Source organism: Geminisphaera colitermitum TAV2 (assembly GCF_000171235.2).
GTDB classification, from domain to species: domain Bacteria; phylum Verrucomicrobiota; class Verrucomicrobiia; order Opitutales; family Opitutaceae; genus Geminisphaera; species Geminisphaera colitermitum.
Map to the genome: position 1 here is coordinate 1 of NZ_ABEA03000012.1, position 15,528 is coordinate 15,528.

The following is a 15,528-nucleotide window of genomic DNA, read 5'->3' on the forward strand; positions in this document are numbered from 1 at the left end:
GGTGTGTCCTGGCTGTCGTTCAGGCCGATCATTTGCAGGCGGTGGTGAGTGGAAAAGCGACGAGCTTCCGGGGGTGGTCTGGCAAGGGCAAGGGCACAGTTGACGGAATGCAGGGCGGGTGTCTGTTGCGCAAAAAAAACCGTCACCTTTACGGGTGACGGTTGGCAGTGGATGAAAAATGAATCCGTGATCTGCGCGAAACGGTTTGTTGCGCGTGGCTCAGGCTTTCTGGACGAGGCCGGCCTTGATCGCCTTGACGGAGACGAGGACGCGTTTGGTGCCGCCGTTTTCGGTGACGATGCGGATGCGCTGGAGGTTGGGACGGAATTTGCGCTTCGTGATGGTGGTCACGTGCGTACCGATGCCGCCGCTTTTCTTGGATTGTCCCTTGCGATGGATGATGGAGCCTTTGACGGGACGTTTACCGGTGATTGCACAGATTCTGGCCATGATGAGAATGAGTTTGGATTTGCGTAAAGGGTCGGAACTAAAAAGTCGGTTTGGCGCGAGGCAAGGGGAAAGTTGAGGGAGTGCAGAGGTTGCGGGGGTTAGTGATATAGTTGCTGGCTTGGGGCGCGGGCGATGGCGGCGGCGAGATCGGAGGGATTGACGGGCTTGGGGAGGTAGTCGTCCATGCCGGCGGCAAGGCAGAGTTCGCGCTGGCCTTTCATGGCGTGCGCAGTGACGGCGATGATGTGGCGGCGGGGCAGGGCGTGGGTGGCTTCGTGCTGGCGAATGTGGCGGGTGACTTCGTAGCCGTCCATGAGGGGCATTTCGATGTCCATGAGGATGGCGTCATAGACGTGGTGCTGGAGTTGGTTGAGGCCGTCGGGTCCGTCGGCGGCGAAGTCAAGGGTGTGGCCGAGGCGGCGGAGCATGGCGCTCATGAGGGCGCGATTGACGGGGTTGTCTTCGAAGACGAGGACGTGGCGGGGGTTGCTCGCGGGGGCGGGCAGGGAGGCGGCGGGGGAGTTGAGCGGGCGGGTGGCAGGGGAGGGGAGTTCGTAGGTGAAGGTGGCGGTGAAGGTGGAGCCGTGACCGGGCTGGCTGGAGAGGGTGAGGGTGCCGCCCATGAGGGTGCAGAGGAGGCGGGTGATGGGGAGGCCGAGGCCGGTGCCGCCGTAGCGGCGGGTGGTGGAGCCGTCGGCCTGGCTGAAGGGTTCAAAGATGCGCCGGTGGGCTTCAGGGGGGATGCCAATGCCGGTGTCCGTGACGTGGAGGGCAAGGCATCGGGGGCCGTCGGGGACGAGGTGGATGTGGACGCCGCCGTGATGGGTGAACTTGATGGCGTTGGAGACGAGGTTGGAGACGATCTGTCCGATGCGGACGGCGTCGCCGATGATGAGGGAGGGGACGAGGGGATCGATGTGGAGGTCGATGGTGATGTTTTTTTGGCGGGCTCCAGTGTGGAGGAGTTGGATGTGTTGCTCGATGAGGCGGCGCAGTTCGCAGGGGGCGCGTTCGAGTTGGAGGTGGCCGGCGCTGACTTTGGAGTAGTCGAGGATGTCGTCGATGATGACGAGGAGCGACTGGCCGCTGCGGGTGATGAGGTCCACGTACTCCATCTGCCGGGGGTTGAGGGGGGTGTCGCGGAGGAGTTGAGTGAAGCCGATGACGCCGTTCATGGGGGTGCGGATTTCATGGCTCATCATGGCGAGGAAGCGGCTTTGGGCGCGGTCGGCGGCGACGGCGGCGTCCTTGGCGGCACGGAGGCGGTGTTCGTCCTGCTTGCGTTCGGTGATGTCGCGCAGAAGGAGGATGCGGGGCGGGGCTTTGGCGTGGAGTTCGGTGGTGGCGGGCTGGAGGGTGAAATCGTAGGTGTGGGTGCCGAGGGTGATCTCCGTGCGGAGGGGGTGGTGGGCGTGCAGATGGGCGAGGACCGGGGGCCAGGGGGCGAGGATGTCGCGGGCGGGGCGTCCGAAGGCCTGGCTGCGGGTGGTGCGGAGGGAATCGGAGGCGGCGCGGTTGAGGTCGATGACGTGGTCGTTTTCGTCGAGGACAATGAGCCTGTCGTCGAGGTTTTCCACGAGTGTGGCGCGGGCGATGGGGGCGAGGTCGATGACGCGCCGTCCAAACATGCCGAGGGCGAGAAGGGAGGTCGTGATGGGGAAGAGGATGGGGGCGTAGTTGACGCCGGGGGTGGGGGAGAGGTCGAGGGCGTAGAGGCCGTCGCCAAGGAAGAAGAGAACGATGGCGGCTATGGCGGCGTTGCGATAGACGGGGTCGATGCGAGTGCCGCGGACGGACATGTAAACGATGCCGACGGTGAGGGTGAGGATGAGGTAGTTGTAGCAGTAGTAGAGGGCGACCCACGGGCCGGGGTCGTGACGGAGGACGGCGAGGCCGCCGATTTGTTCGATGCGAAGGTTCTGGCGGAAGAAGGGATTGAAGCCGGGGCCGGGGAACCAGGAGAGGAGGATGGTGGCGACGGGGATGAGGAGGGCGAAGGCGAGGCGGGGGCGGGTGAAGAGGGTGCGGCCAAGGCAGAAGCGGGCTGCGGTTTCGAGCCAGAGGAGGCCGCAGGCGGGGATGAAGAGGAAGCGGAGTTGGACGCAGAGTTGCTTGGCCTGAAGGGTGTGGGCGAAGCCGAGTTCGATGGCGTAGAGAAAGGCCCAGAGGGCGTTGCCGATAAGGGCGAGGACAAAGGGAGTGGAGGCGGGGCTGCGGAGCCGGGTCCAGATGTGGAGGGCGAGTCCGAGTTCAAAGGCGGTGGAAAAAAAGAGGCACAGGCTCTGCCAAGGGAGGTTCATGCGGGTATGGTAGTTGCGGCGTGCATGAGCTAGAGGGAATGCAGGTGCGTGGCGTTGGCCAGTGTGCGGGGTTGAAAAAAGCGCGGACCGGTAAAGGTCCGCGCTTGCGGTGAATGGATGTAACGTGAGCCGTGACCCTGTGCGCGGAGCGCAGAGGGGGAGGCGATTTTGACGGTTACTTCTTGAGGCTGGCGCGCAGGTCGTCGAGCTGGCCGGCGCTGCCGAGGAGCGTGTTGCGGCTGGCGATGAACTTGGCGTACTCCTCGATGTAAACTTTGCCGGGAGCGCGGAAGTCGAACTCGGCGGGCTTGTCGCGGAAGAATTCGCGGTGCACGCGGGTCCAAACGAGGCGGCCATCGGTGTCGATGTTGATCTTGGTGACGCCGAGCTTGGCGGCGGGGAGGTACTCCTCGACGTTGACTCCGGCGGAGTCCTTGATCTGGCCGCCGGCGGCGTTGATGCGCTTGACTTCATCCTGCGGGACGGAGGAGGAGCCGTGCATGACGAGGGGGAAGCCGGGGAGACGGGCCTTGATCTTTTCGAGGACGTCGAAGTGGAGGGACTGTTTGCCCTTGAACTTGAAGGCGCCGTGCGAGGTGCCGATGGCGCAGGCGAGGGAGTCGCAGCCGGTCTGCTTGACGAATTCCTCGGCTTCCTTCGGGTCGGTGAGGGTGGCGTGGCCGTCTTCGACCTTCACGTCTTCCTCGACGCCGCCGAGCATGCCGAGTTCGGCTTCGACGGAGATGCCCTTGGCATGGGCGGCCTGAACGACGCGTTTGGTGATGGCGACGTTTTTCTCGAACGGGTCGTGCGAGGCGTCGATCATGACGGAGCTGTAAAAGCCGGAATTGATGCAGTCGTAGCAGGTCTCTTCGTCACCGTGGTCGAGGTGAACGGCGAAGATGGCCTCGGGGAAAATGGAGTCAGCCGAGCGGATCATGCCTTCGAGCATGGCCTTGTCGGTGTATTTGCGGGCACCCTTGGAAATCTGGATGATGAAGGGGGCCTTGGAGGCGATGGCTCCTTTGAAGAGGCCCATCGTTTGCTCAGCATTGTTGATGTTGTAGGCGCCGACCGCGTATTTGCCGTAGGCGTGTTTGAAGAGCTGTGCTGTGGTGACGATCATAGTTGTATTGTAATACCGGGTGAAACTACCGAAGGGCCGAGGCTGAAAAGCGGGGGCGGGGCCAGCAAGGGTTTTCTCTGCGCGAATCTTGTTCATGAAATGGGCGGTTTTTGGCTGGGCGGCTTTTCCGGCGAGGGGGAGGGGGAGGGGGGCGAGGCTTTCTCCCTTGCCCCTTCGCCCCACGCCCGTTGCCTTTGACCCTTTTCACATGATCACTCCCGAGACTTTCAACCACATCGAGAACATCAAAAAGCGCGCCGGGCACTTATGGAGGTTTCTTTAACGGGGAACAAAAACTCCGCGAGATCGAGGCCCTCGAAGCGCAGATGGGCGCAAGTGATTTTTGGGACAACAACGAGCGCGCCCAGAAACACATCAACAAGGTCAACGGCCTGAAGCGCGCCGTGCTGCCGCTCGTCGCGTTTCGCAAGAAGGTGGACGATCTCGATGCGCTCAACGAGTTGATCGAAGCCGGTTCGCCTGCCGAGCAGGAGGAGTTTGGCGCGGAACTCACGGCGCAGGCGGCGGCGATGATCGGCGAACTCGATGATCTGGAGATCAACGCCTTCCTCACGGGCCAGTTCGACAGGAACAACGCGATCTTCTCGATCCAGGCCGGGGCGGGCGGCACGGAGTCCAACGACTGGGCCGACATGCTGTTTCGCATGTACACGCGCTGGGCCGAGCGCCGCGGCTTTACTGTCGAGGTGCAGGATGTGCAGCCGGGCGACCAGGCGGGCATCAGCAAGGCCACGCTCCTCATCAAGGGCGAAAACGCCTACGGCTACTGCAAGGCCGAGCGCGGCGTGCACCGGCTGGTGCGCATCTCGCCGTTCGACTCCAACCAGAGGCGGCACACGTCGTTTTGCGCAGTGGACGTCATCGCGGAGATCAATGACGAGATCAAAATCGAGATCCCGGAGGATGAGATTCGCGTGGATGTTTATCGTTCGTCGGGCAAGGGCGGGCAGGGCGTCAACACGACCGACTCCGCAGTGCGCCTCACGCACATTCCGACAGGGTTGGTGGTCGTCTGCCAAAACGAACGTTCCCAGATCAAGAATAAGGCCAGCGCGATGAGCATCTTGAAGGCCCGCCTGTATGAGAAAAAGCAGGACGAGCAGCGCGCCGAGATGGACAAGTTCTATGGCGAGAAGGGCGAGATTGGCTGGGGTGCCCAGATTCGCAGTTACGTGCTGCAACCTTACCAGATGGTGAAGGATCTGCGCACGGGTGTGAACACAAGCGACACGCAGGGGGTGCTCGACGGCGACATCGACCGTTTCATCAACGGCTGGCTCCGCGCCGGCTGCCCGCGTCATCGCAACAAGGATATTCAGATGGACGAGTAAGGGCGTGGGCGGGTCGCTTGCGCCACCATGGAGTGCGGTGATTTATCACCGCTTTGGACGGCGCGATTTATCGCGTCGCCCGGCGATGTGTTGGGCAGGTCGTTAAAACGACCCGTCAAAGCGGCGATAAATCGCCGCACTCCACAAATCTCAAACACGGCTGAGATGCCTGCGCTACGCGGAGAGGCAAGGGTTGCGGGCGAGACGCCCGCTCCGTGCGTAGCGCAGGCGTCCCGCCTGCAATCTTGTCTATAGCGCGAAGCGCGGTGACTTTTATGGAGTGCGGCGCTTCGCGCAGCAGGCTGGATTGCAGGCGGGACGCCTGCGCTACATCGGAATGCGGGCGGGACGCCCGCGCCACGGAAGAACGTTACGGGACGATGGCTCCGTGGGGTTTGAGGAGCGCGCGGAGGTCGTCGAGTGGCACGTCGCGGAGGTCCTGCGCGCGTTGGGCGGCAAGGGCGGCGGCGGCTCCGGCGGACTGGCCCATGGCCATGGCGGAGGCTTGCACACGGAAAGCGGAATTGGCCTCGCGGTCGCCGCAGGCGCAACGTCCCGCAACAATCAACTGGCGGCTGTCGCGCGGCAACAGCGCGCCCAGCGGGATCGTCGGGAAAATGCCTTCGGTGAGATAACGCGTGTCGATGCCACCGCGTCCGGAGGCGTTGTGCAGGTCGATGGGATAAAAACTATGGCAAATCGAGTCGGGCCAGACGCGCCCCGTGACGTAGTCGTCGTGCGTGACGCATGTTTCGCCCTGAATTGTAGCGGTTTCGCGGATACCGCACTCGGTGGCGCAGTGTTCGATGTAAAACCCGCCGAGTCCGGCGGCGGCGGCAAGGGGGGCGGATTCGGGGCGCGTGCGGAAAAACCGGATGATCCTGAGCATCGCGGCGCGGGCCGCGAGTTCGGCGGCGGTGCGGCCTTCGCTGGTGGAGCCATCGACGCCGGGGACGTGCATGGAGTTGCCGCCGCGTCCGTGGAGGAAGGAGCGCACGGGGTGATGAGCGGACTGGAAATCGGAGCGTCGCATGTCGCCGCGTTCCACGGCGGCAAGAAAGGCGGCTTCAAGCGCGTCGAGGGCGGCGGCGACGGCAGTGTCAGCGGGGGAGTCGGCGGGGCGTTGCAGTTGCGCAGGATCATAACCGGCGGCGCGCATGACGAGGGTGCCGGGCTGGCATTGTTCGTGGCGCGTGAGCGGCAGGCCGGCGAGGGAGACGAGATTGGCGTCGCCCGTGCAATCGACGAGCACGCGGGCGTGGACGGTGCGGAGTCCTTCCTTGCCGCAGAGGGTGACGCGCCAGAGGGCGGTTTCTGTCTCGTAGGCAACCGCGGCGGGCATCGTGTGCAGGAGGATTTGCGCGCCCGCGTCCACGAGCATCTGGTCGGCGAGGGCGGCATAGATGGGGATGTTGACGCGGATTTGTTGCTGCCAGTGGCGGCGTCCGCGCCAGGCGGAGAAATCGGGCAGCGTGTCGCCTGCTTCACGCACGGCGGCAGTGACGAGTTCCCAGCCGATGCCAGCGATGATCTGGCGTCCCCAGGCGTGAAAGAGACCGGGGAAATTGACGGCGCCGAGTGTGGTAGTGCCGCCAAGGATACCGCTTTTTTCCACGAGGAGCGTGCGGGCCCCGGCGCGCGCGGCTTGCGTGGCGGCGGTGATGCCGGCGGGGCCGCCGCCGGTGACGAGGACGTCGCAGGGAGCGGGCGTGGAGGCGGAGGGGATGGAAGATTTCATATGGGGGGATTTTCAGGGGGGGGGAGGGGGGGGAGCAATTTTCTGGGGTTTCATGATTTTCAGATTCTGTTATAAAAACAGCCGATGAACAGGATCGGGAACAAAAATTTGCTGGCCGGGATGCGGCGCTACGGGGATTGGGGCGCGGTGCGTTATGGGTTGGTCTGGGCGTATGAGGGGGCGGTGTGGCCGGCGTCGATCAAGGGAGACTACACGAGTCGGGATTACTCGTGCTGGCTGGTGCGGCGGGGGCGGGTGAAGTTGACGACGGGGAGGCGGTCGGTGGTTGCACGGGCGGGGCAGTGGGCGTTCGTGGCGGTGCCGGAGCGTCATCAAGAGTTCAGCGCTGACGCGGAGATTTTGTCATTACATTTCCACTTCACGTGGCCGGGTGGCGAGCCGGTGGTGGAGCAATCGCGTAATGTGGTGTTTGACGCGGCGGAGCGTCCGGACTTGGAGCGCGCGGCGAGGCCGGTGGTGCGTCTGGTGGGAAAAAACTTTCCGGGGGCGCACGCGTTTTTGTCGGCTCAGATGTGCACGCTACCGCTTTATTTGCGCGTGCAAAATTTGCTGCCGCGCTGGATCGAGGCGTGGCTGGAGGCGCAGGCATGGCTGGGCAATGAGCCGCGCCGGCTGGGGGAGTTGGACGAGCGGGTCTTGCGTGTGCTGGGAGAGTTGGATCGGAGGCCGCTGGGGTGGAGGTTTGCGGAGCAGGAGCTGGCGAGGGTGGCGGGGTTGGGGCGTTCACAAATGAACGCGCTTTTTGTGCGGGCAACGGGCGTGTCGCCACGACGTTATTGGGAGCGGCGAAGGCTGGAGGCGGCGGAGCGGTTGCTGAAAAACACGGAGATGAGCGTGAAGGAAATCGGGCTCGATCTGGGGTTTCGCTACGAGTCTCACTTCAGCCAGTGGTTTCGCACGCAGCGGGGTGCGTCGCCGTCGGCATGGAGGGGGGGGGAGGGGGGGGGGAGTTAACCACAGAGACACGGAGGCACAGAGAGCAAACCACGGAGGGGTTGCCCACGAAATATACAAAATAACACGACCTCCCCCCCCCCCTCTCGGATTTCTAAAGCATTTAGAGCGTTTTAAGTTGAGATGTAGCCGTCGTCTTAACGGTAGGGAGGCCTTTGTGCCCTCTGCCGAGGGCAGCCCTTCGGGCCATCGCCTTCGGCGATGCCATCTCCGCGCTGCTGCGCTCCGTCCGAGGCCTCCGAAACCACGCTCCATCTACCTATGAATTTCGCCTTCTCATACCACGCACGGCGGAGGCCTCGGAGAGGCCTCCCTACCAGGTATCAAATGGCTACACGTGATTCTTTTTGCCTCCGTGTCTTTGTGGTTAACTTCTGAATACAAAAAAACGCCCCGGATTTTTGCTCCGGGGCGTTTTTCGTTGGGTCTCTTGAATGAGAGTGTATCGATCAGGCGCCGAGTTGGAAGCGGGCGAAGCGGCGGATCTGGATGTTTTCGCCGGTCTTGGCGATTTGCTCGGTGAGGATTTCCTTCACGGTCTTCTCGGGAACCTTGACGAAGGGCTGGTCGAGAAGGGCGACGGTGGAGAAATACTTGTCGAGCTTGCCTTCGACGATCTTCTGGATCGCCGCGGGAGGCTTGCCGGCGACTTGAGCGGTGGCGATTTCGCGTTCTTGGGCCACGTTGGCCTCGGGCACTTCGTCGCGGGACACGCAGATCGGGTTGGCAGCAGCAATGTGGAGGCAGATGTCCTTCACGAAGGTGGCGAATTCGTCGTTGCGGGCCACGAAGTCGGTCTCGCAGTTGACTTCAACGAGGACGCCAACTTTGCCACCGAGGTGGATGTAGCTTTCGACGCGGCCTTCCTTGGTGGCGCGGTCAGCGCGCTTGGCGGCAGAGGCGTTGCCTTTCTTGCGAAGGATGGTGATGGCTTCCTCAACGTTGCCGTTGGTTTCAACCAGGGCTTTTTTGCAGTCCATCATGCCGGCGCCGGTTTGTTCGCGCAGGCTGTTCACCATCTGGGCAGTAATTGTAACAGTGCTCATGATAATATCACTCGGTGTGAGTTCGTATTGTTTATTCCTGCTCCTTGGTCTTGGGAGCGGCGATTTTCTTGCGGGTGACGGCTTTTTTCTTGGCCACGGGGCGGACGATTTCGGCGGCGTCTTCGTCGGCGATGGGAGCGATGGCGTCAGCGTCGTCGTCGATCGCGGAGACGGCGGTCTCGGAGATGCCGGCGGAGGCGGCAACGGCGGCAGTGGCGGCCTTGAGGTCGGCGGCGCCACGGGCGGCGCGGCGGCTGTCGCGCTGGCCGAGTCCACTTTGGATGGCGGCGACAATGGTATCAACGATAATGCGGATCGACTTGACGGCGTCGTCGTTGCCCGGGATCGGGTGGGAGAGTTTGGTCGGGTCGGAGTTGGTATCGACAAGGCCGATACAGGCGATGCCACAGCGGGCGGCTTCGGCAACGGCGATGTCTTCGTGGTTGGCGTCCACAACGAACATGGCGCTGGGGAGTTCGGGCATGTCCACGATGCCAGCGAAGTTCTTGTTCATGCGGACCATCTCGCGTTTGATGGCAGCGCCTTCCTTGGCGGAGAGTTTGTTGATCTCGCCGGAGGTTTCGAGGGCTTGGAATTTTTTGAACTTGGCGATGGAGCGCTTGACGGTGGCGAAATTGGTGAGGGTGCCGCCGAGCCAGCGGTCAACGCAGTAGGGCATGCCAGTGGAGGTGGCGGCTTCGCGGAGGATTTCCTGGGCCTGCTTCTTGGTGCCGACGAAGAGCACGTTGCCGCCGTTGGCGACGGTGTCTTCGATGTAGGTGTAGGCCTTCTGGAGGAGGTCGTAGGTTTTGCCCAAGTCGATGATGGTGATGCCCTGGCGGTGGTCGAAGACGTAGGGCTTGGAGCGCGGGTTCCAGCGCTTGGTTTGGTGTCCGAAGTGGACGCCGGCATCGAGCAGGTCTTTAGGTGTGACGTTCATGGTTTGATCTATGTATCTATCTTCCTAATACACAGGTCGGCCAGTGGGCCGCCTTGCGATCGAGAGATGTAGTGTTGTGTGTGTTGTGAGTTTTCCGCACCGGGGTATCCGGAAACGAAAGGGTTGAGCACAAGGGATCACGCGAAGGGGTGGCAAGCGTGAAGTGCGTTTTTATGGAAGGCGGATTGGTGGAATCCGCCTTCCGTGAATTAATTACTTGGTGGCGGGGGTGCAGGCGCAGCCGCAGTTTTGCACGAAGAAGTCGTTGCCTTTGTCGTCCACGAGCACGAAGGCGGGGAAATCAACGACGTCGATTTTCCAGACGGCTTCCATGCCGAGTTCGGGGTATTCGAGGACTTCGACTTTTTTGATATTTTCCTTGGCGAGGATCGCTGCGGGGCCGCCGATGGAGCCGAGGTAGAAGCCGCCGTATTTCTGGCAGGCGTCGGTCACGGCTTTGCTGCGGTTGCCTTTGGCGAGCATGACCATGGAGCCGCCGAGTGATTGGAAGAGGTCAACGTAGCTGTCCATGCGGCCCGCAGTGGTGGGGCCGAAGCTGCCGGAGGCGTAGCCTTTGGGTGTCTTGGCGGGGCCGGCGTAGTAAACGGGGTGGTTTTTGATGTAGTCGGGGAGGCCTTGGCCGGCGTCGATGCGTTCCTTGAGTTTAGCGTGGGCGATGTCGCGCGCAACGACGAGGGGGCCGTTGAGGAGGACGCGGGTCGTCACGGGGAGTTTGCTGAGGGCGGCGAGGATTTTGTCCATCGGCTGGTTGAGGTCCACGCGGACGACGTTGTCGTCTTTGATCTGGCGCTCGGCGGCGGGAATGAAGCGGCCGGGGTTGGTTTCGAGTTTTTCGAGCCAGATGCCGTCTTTGTTGATTTTGGCTTTGATGTTGCGGTCGGCGGAGCAGGAGACGCCCATGCCAACGGGGCAACTGGCACCGTGTCGTGGCAGACGCACTACACGCACGTCGAGCGCGAAGTATTTGCCGCCAAATTGCGCGCCGATGCGGCTTTCCTGAGCGATGCGCAGGACCATTTTTTCGGTTTCGAGGCAGCGGAAGGCGCGTCCGTGTTCGTTGCCGCTGGTCGGGAGGGCGTCGTAGTATTTAGTGGAGGCGAGTTTGACGGTTTTGAGGCAGGTTTCGGCGCTGGTGCCGCCAATCACAAAGGTGAGGTGATAGGGGGGGCAGGCAGAGGTGCCGAGGTAGGAGAGTTTGTCAGTGAAGAATTTTTCGAGGCTCTTGGGGTTGAGGAGCGCCTTGGTTTCTTGGAAGAGGAAGTTTTTGTTGGCGGAGCCGCCGCCTTTGGCGACGAAGAGGAATTTGTATTCGGAGCCGGGTGTGGCGTAGAGGTCGATTTGCGCAGGGAGGTTGGTGCCAGTGTTGGTCTCCTTGTACATGTCGAGCGCAGCGGTCTGCGAGTAACGGAGGTTTTCCTTGGTGTAGGTTTCGTAAACGCCTTTGGAGAGCCATTCGGCGTCGTCGCAAGCGGTCCAGACTTGCTGGCCTTTTTTGCCAACGATGGTGGCGGTGCCGGTGTCCTGACAGAAGGGGAGGATGCCTTCAGCGGCGATTTCGGCGTTTTTGAGGAGGGTGAGGGCAACGTAGCGGTCGTTGGCCGAGGCTTCGGGGTCGTCGAGGATGGCGGCGACTTGCTTGAGGTGTTTTTCGCGGAGGAGGAAGGAGGCGTCGCGGAAGGCTTGCTGGGCAACGAAGGCGAGGGCTTCGGGTTCCACGCGAAGGATCTCCTGTTTTTGTCCGTCGATGTCAGTGGTGACGGTGCTGATGCCTTCCTTGGAGATGAGGCGATACTCGGTGTCGTCGGCGCCGAGCGGGAATGTGTCCTGATAGGTGAATGCGGGTGTGGCCATGGTCGTTTGCGTGTGGTTGGTCTGTCGAAACCGTGCACTATAAAAGCTCCGCGATGGCGCGGGCAATCCTTGGTATGCGGGGGGGGAGACGCACAGGGGGGATGGCGTGAGGAAATAAGCATGCGTGGAGGGCGGCATTAAACGGACTTCGCCGGCGGGTCGCATCGCATTGCCAGGCCAGACTGCGCAAAATCCGCCTTGCGTAGTCCAACGCGTGCGCAGCGGCCTTTCGCCCTCGCTGATAATTTCATGATATTGCCCGGCGAATGTGTCGGGCAATGCCAGTATCACACAATACTACAATGAAGCCCTACCTGTACCTCTCGTTGATGCCCGAGTCGTTGGTAGCGTCTCACTTGGCTCCGGCCGAGTTTGGCGCCTATCTGGCGACAGGAAATCAGAAGCGCGCCCGCGGCCAGGCGCTCTTCTTCAAACTGACGGATGCCTACGCAGAAAAACTGCTCGCGGCAAAGTCCCTGGCTCCGACGCTCGAGCGTCCAGATGGCTCAACGCGCCGTTCGGACTACCTCGCCGTTTATCGCGTGCTGGAGCAAACTCCGCTCGACGCCCTCGAATCGCTCCATCTCACCACCAATGATGGCCGCGTGCTCGACCTGAAGCCAGGCCCATTCAAGGTCGATCCGGGACCCCGTTACCATCTATACCAGGAATTTTCCCCGGTCACTCCGCGTGTGGTCAGCGAACTGAATCCGGTGGAATTTGCCGCCACCATCACGGACACGACGAAAGACGTGTCGCTGCCCGCCATCGTTTTTGCCGAGCTCAAGCTCAACCGCCTCGGCGACGACCCCGAGGCCACCGGCGTGGACAATCTCCCGTATCCAAATCTTGAACACCTGCGCGACTGTATCCGCGAGCTGCGCGCCAAGCCCGGCAAGCAGACCAAGACCGTGATCCGCTACCTTCACCAAGACGTGCTCTTCCGGACCCTCCTTAACGGCCTCTTCGTCGGCAAAACCGGCGGTGGGTTCGTGTATTTCCCGATGCCCCCCCGCGAAGACCTCGAAAGCATCCATTACCCGTGGTGGCGCTCCGCCCAATCCTCCTTCAACGACTAAAATTTACGACATCCCTCCATGCGTTCCATAATGTTTCGTCTTTTTCGCAACCGTCGGTTTGCGAAGATCTACCTAAGCTGTCTCGCGGCCTTTTTTGTGGTCGCGTTTTTTGTGCGCCCGTCGATGGCCCAGTCCATCGGCGATGCCTCGACCGCCGCAGGCCACGCGGCCAAGGAGGCGTTCAAATACTTCGGGCTCTTCTCGGACCCGAAATACACCACGCTCGAAATCTGGTCACTGCTCGCCGTGCTTGGCATCGCAGTCCTCGGCCTGCTCTACGCGATCATGCTCGCCAGACAGGTGCGGGACGCCGACCAAGGCACGCCCCGGATGCAGGCCATTGCCGCCGCCGTGCGAGAGGGCGCCAACGCCTATCTCTCCGCGCAGTTTCGCAAGATCGGCCCGCTCATCATCATCATCACGATCATCCTGTTCTTCACCACGCAGAGCCATGAGATGGCGTTCAAGATCGGCCGCGCCGGGGCCTTCCTCGTCGGCTCGCTCTTCAGTTGGGCGGTCGGTTTTGTCGGTATGCGTCTGGCCACTACGGGCAACCTCCGTGTAGCCGCCGCCGCCCGCCGTTCCTACGGCGAGGCGATGCAACTCGGCTACCGCACCGGCACCGTGACCGGCATGTTGACCGACGGCCTCGGCCTGCTTGGCGGCACCCTGATCTTCCTCGCCTACGGCGAACAAGCCTACGAAGCCCTTCTCGGCTTCGGCTTCGGCGGCACCCTGCTCGCGCTCTTCATGCGCGTGGGCGGCGGCATCTACACCAAGGCCGCGGACGTCGGCGCCGACCTCGTCGGCAAGATCGAGAAAAACATTCCCGAAGACGACCCGCGCAACGCCGCCACCATCGCCGACAACGTCGGTGACAACGTGGGCGACTGCGCCGGCATGGCCGCCGACATCTTTGAAAGCTACGAAGTCACCATCGTGGCCGCCATGATTCTCGGCCTCGCCAGCTTCGGCCACAAAGGCGTCATTTTCCCGCTCCTCGTGCGCGGCATCGGCGTGCTCGGCTCGATCATCTCGACCTACACCGTCAAGGCCGGCCCGAACGACACCTCTGACACGGCGCTCAAGAGCGTTCACCGCGGCTTCTGGATCGGCTCCTTCATCTCGGTCCTCGGCTTCGTGATTCTCGGCGCCTATTATCTGAAATTCGACGCCGCCTATCTCGCGCAGAACCCGACGGCCGTCCCCGGCTTCCCCGGCGGCGACCCGACCGCGCTGCCCGTCTGGGCGACGTTCGGCCTCGAAAACACCGACATGCGTCCGGTGCTTACCTGCTTCATCGGCGTCATCCTCGCCATTGCGCTCAACAAGGTCACCAGCTACTTCACGCACACCACGCACTCTCCCGTGCAGGGCCTCGCCAAGAGCTGCCAGACCGGACACGCGACCAACATCATCCAAGGCTTCGCGGTTGGTTACGAAAGCACCGTCGCCACCGTCGGCGTCATCGCCAGTTCGATCCTCCTCTCCTACCTGTGTTACGTGGGCACACCGCCGCTCTTTGTCGCGTATGGCATCGCCATGACCGGTATCGGCATGCTCACCCTCACCGGCAACACCATCTCGATGGACGTCTTTGGCCCCGTGGCCGACAACGCCAACGGCATCGGTGAAATGGGCTACGACCCCGAGGAAATGGAAAAACAGGAAAAAGGCTCCTATCGCAAAGCGCGCCAGATCCTCGCCGACCTCGACGCCGTGGGCAACACCACCAAGGCCGAGACCAAGGGCATCGCAATCGGCTCCGCCGTCATCGCCGCCGTCTCGCTCTTCGCCTCGTTCATCGCCGTCATTGCGGTGGGCAGCGAAGACAAGATCAGCCAGATGACCACCGAACAGTACCTGCTCGAAGCGGGCAAACTCACCGTTGCCCACCCGATGGTATTCATCGGATTCCTCATCGGCGGCGCCGTGCCGTTCCTCTTTAGTTCCATGCTCATCCGCGCCGTGGGTCGCGCCGCCTTCCTCATCGTCAAGGAATGCCGCGTGCAATTCCGCGACAAAGAAATCTGGGCCGGCACCAAGAAACCCGACTACGGACGCGTCGTGGATATCTGCACCGCAACCGCGCAGAAGGAACTGGTTGGCCCCGGCTTTCTCGCCATCCTCACACCCATCGCAGTCGGCTTCCTGCTCGGCACGCAGGCCCTCGGCGGCTTCCTCGCCGGCATGATTATTGTTGGCCAACTCCTCGCCGTGTTCATGGCCAACGCCGGTGGTGCTTGGGACAACGCCAAGAAGCTCATTGAGGACGGACACTACGGCGGCAAAGGCTCCGAAGCGCACAAGGCCGCCGTCACTGGCGACACCGTGGGCGATCCGCTCAAGGACACTGCTGGCCCCGCCATCAACCCGCTCATCAAAGTGATGAACATGGTCAGCCTCCTCTGCCTCGGCCTCGTCATCAAATACAACGTGCTCACCGCCAGCGAAGGCCACAACGGACGCGTCATCGGCGTCATTGTCGCCCTTGTTTGCGCCATCGCCATTGGCTGGGCGATCTGGCAGAGCAAACGCGAGATGAAGGAAGCCGTCGAACTCCAGAAAGAGTTCAACTAACGACCAGCCGTTTCGCATTCCGATCCCGGCGCGGCCCTCCACACGGAAGGCCGCGCCTTTTTTTTGCATT

The 15,528-nt window shown here is 62.2% G+C and carries 11 protein-coding genes; 4 read left to right on the top strand and 7 right to left on the bottom strand.

What is annotated here, in order from left to right:
- Positions 1–219: 219 nt before the first annotated feature.
- The 3 genes from rpmB to OBACDRAFT_RS01935 form a co-directional block, all read right to left on the bottom strand.
- Positions 220–450 (bottom strand): 50S ribosomal protein L28, encoded by a 231-nt coding sequence (gene rpmB / locus OBACDRAFT_RS01925; protein WP_043582426.1) that lies wholly within the window; start codon positions 448–450, stop codon positions 220–222.
- A gap of 98 nt (positions 451–548) precedes the next feature.
- Positions 549–2,750 carry a histidine kinase N-terminal 7TM domain-containing protein gene (locus OBACDRAFT_RS24805; RefSeq protein WP_052360850.1) on the bottom strand — a complete coding sequence of 734 codons (2,202 nt, stop codon included), beginning with the start codon at positions 2,748–2,750 and terminating at the stop codon, positions 549–551.
- A gap of 175 nt (positions 2,751–2,925) precedes the next feature.
- Positions 2,926–3,876 carry a class II fructose-bisphosphate aldolase gene (locus tag OBACDRAFT_RS01935; protein WP_043582427.1) on the bottom strand — a complete coding sequence of 317 codons (951 nt, stop codon included), beginning with the start codon at positions 3,874–3,876 and terminating at the stop codon, positions 2,926–2,928.
- Positions 3,877–4,084: 208 nt separating this feature from the next.
- On the opposite strand from OBACDRAFT_RS01935, the gene prfB reads away from it, so the two are divergent.
- Positions 4,085–5,228 (top strand): peptide chain release factor 2 gene (gene prfB / locus OBACDRAFT_RS01945; RefSeq protein WP_198529833.1). Its coding sequence is split into 2 segments (ribosomal slippage): positions 4,085–4,156 and positions 4,158–5,228, totalling 1,143 coding nucleotides; the frame shifts between segments, so codons are not numbered across the junction.
- Positions 5,229–5,598: 370 nt separating this feature from the next.
- On the opposite strand, the gene OBACDRAFT_RS01950 is transcribed toward prfB, so the two are convergent.
- Positions 5,599–6,966, bottom strand: a complete 1,368-nt coding sequence (locus OBACDRAFT_RS01950; protein ID WP_043582435.1) for an FAD-dependent oxidoreductase — start codon at positions 6,964–6,966, stop codon at positions 5,599–5,601.
- Positions 6,967–7,050: 84 nt separating this feature from the next.
- On the opposite strand from OBACDRAFT_RS01950, the gene OBACDRAFT_RS01955 reads away from it, so the two are divergent.
- The gene (locus tag OBACDRAFT_RS01955; RefSeq protein WP_232766551.1) at positions 7,051–7,941 is read left to right on the top strand and encodes a helix-turn-helix domain-containing protein; all 891 of its coding nucleotides are present in this window, start codon (positions 7,051–7,053) and stop codon (positions 7,939–7,941) included.
- 449 nt (positions 7,942–8,390) lie between these two features.
- On the opposite strand, the gene tsf is transcribed toward OBACDRAFT_RS01955, so the two are convergent.
- From tsf to OBACDRAFT_RS01970, 3 genes are all read right to left on the bottom strand, one after another.
- Positions 8,391–8,987, bottom strand: coding sequence for a translation elongation factor Ts (gene tsf, locus OBACDRAFT_RS01960; RefSeq protein WP_043582430.1), 597 nt, complete (start codon positions 8,985–8,987; stop codon positions 8,391–8,393).
- A 31-nt stretch (positions 8,988–9,018) separates the two neighbouring features.
- Positions 9,019–9,927 carry a 30S ribosomal protein S2 gene (gene rpsB, locus OBACDRAFT_RS01965; RefSeq protein ID WP_043582431.1) on the bottom strand — a complete coding sequence of 303 codons (909 nt, stop codon included), beginning with the start codon at positions 9,925–9,927 and terminating at the stop codon, positions 9,019–9,021.
- Between the two features lie 213 nt (positions 9,928–10,140).
- Positions 10,141–11,799, bottom strand: a complete 1,659-nt coding sequence (locus OBACDRAFT_RS01970; RefSeq protein ID WP_043582437.1) for a fumarate hydratase — start codon at positions 11,797–11,799, stop codon at positions 10,141–10,143.
- Between the two features lie 302 nt (positions 11,800–12,101).
- Between OBACDRAFT_RS01970 and OBACDRAFT_RS01975 the strand changes: the two genes are divergently transcribed.
- Positions 12,102–12,878, top strand: a complete 777-nt coding sequence (locus tag OBACDRAFT_RS01975) for a hypothetical protein (RefSeq protein WP_043582432.1) — start codon at positions 12,102–12,104, stop codon at positions 12,876–12,878.
- 18 nt (positions 12,879–12,896) lie between these two features.
- Positions 12,897–15,458, top strand: a complete 2,562-nt coding sequence (locus OBACDRAFT_RS01980; protein WP_043582433.1) for a sodium-translocating pyrophosphatase — start codon at positions 12,897–12,899, stop codon at positions 15,456–15,458.
- Positions 15,459–15,528: the final 70 nt, after the last annotated feature.

What these genes read in the sequence shown, in the direction of transcription:
- OBACDRAFT_RS01980 (WP_043582433.1), top strand. Translation starts at nt 12,897, where the DNA reads ATGCGTTCCATAATGTTTCGTCTTTTTCGCAACCGTCGGTTTGCGAAG.
- rpsB (WP_043582431.1), bottom strand. Translation starts at nt 9,927, where the DNA reads ATGAACGTCACACCTAAAGACCTGCTCGATGCCGGCGTCCACTTCGGA.
- OBACDRAFT_RS01975 (WP_043582432.1), top strand. Translation starts at nt 12,102, where the DNA reads ATGAAGCCCTACCTGTACCTCTCGTTGATGCCCGAGTCGTTGGTAGCG.
- tsf (WP_043582430.1), bottom strand. Translation starts at nt 8,987, where the DNA reads ATGAGCACTGTTACAATTACTGCCCAGATGGTGAACAGCCTGCGCGAA.
- OBACDRAFT_RS01950 (WP_043582435.1), bottom strand. Translation starts at nt 6,966, where the DNA reads ATGAAATCTTCCATCCCCTCCGCCTCCACGCCCGCTCCCTGCGACGTC.
- OBACDRAFT_RS24805 (WP_052360850.1), bottom strand. Translation starts at nt 2,750, where the DNA reads ATGAACCTCCCTTGGCAGAGCCTGTGCCTCTTTTTTTCCACCGCCTTT.
- rpmB (WP_043582426.1), bottom strand. Translation starts at nt 450, where the DNA reads ATGGCCAGAATCTGTGCAATCACCGGTAAACGTCCCGTCAAAGGCTCC.
- OBACDRAFT_RS01935 (WP_043582427.1), bottom strand. Translation starts at nt 3,876, where the DNA reads ATGATCGTCACCACAGCACAGCTCTTCAAACACGCCTACGGCAAATAC.
- OBACDRAFT_RS01955 (WP_232766551.1), top strand. Translation starts at nt 7,051, where the DNA reads ATGAACAGGATCGGGAACAAAAATTTGCTGGCCGGGATGCGGCGCTAC.
- OBACDRAFT_RS01970 (WP_043582437.1), bottom strand. Translation starts at nt 11,799, where the DNA reads ATGGCCACACCCGCATTCACCTATCAGGACACATTCCCGCTCGGCGCC.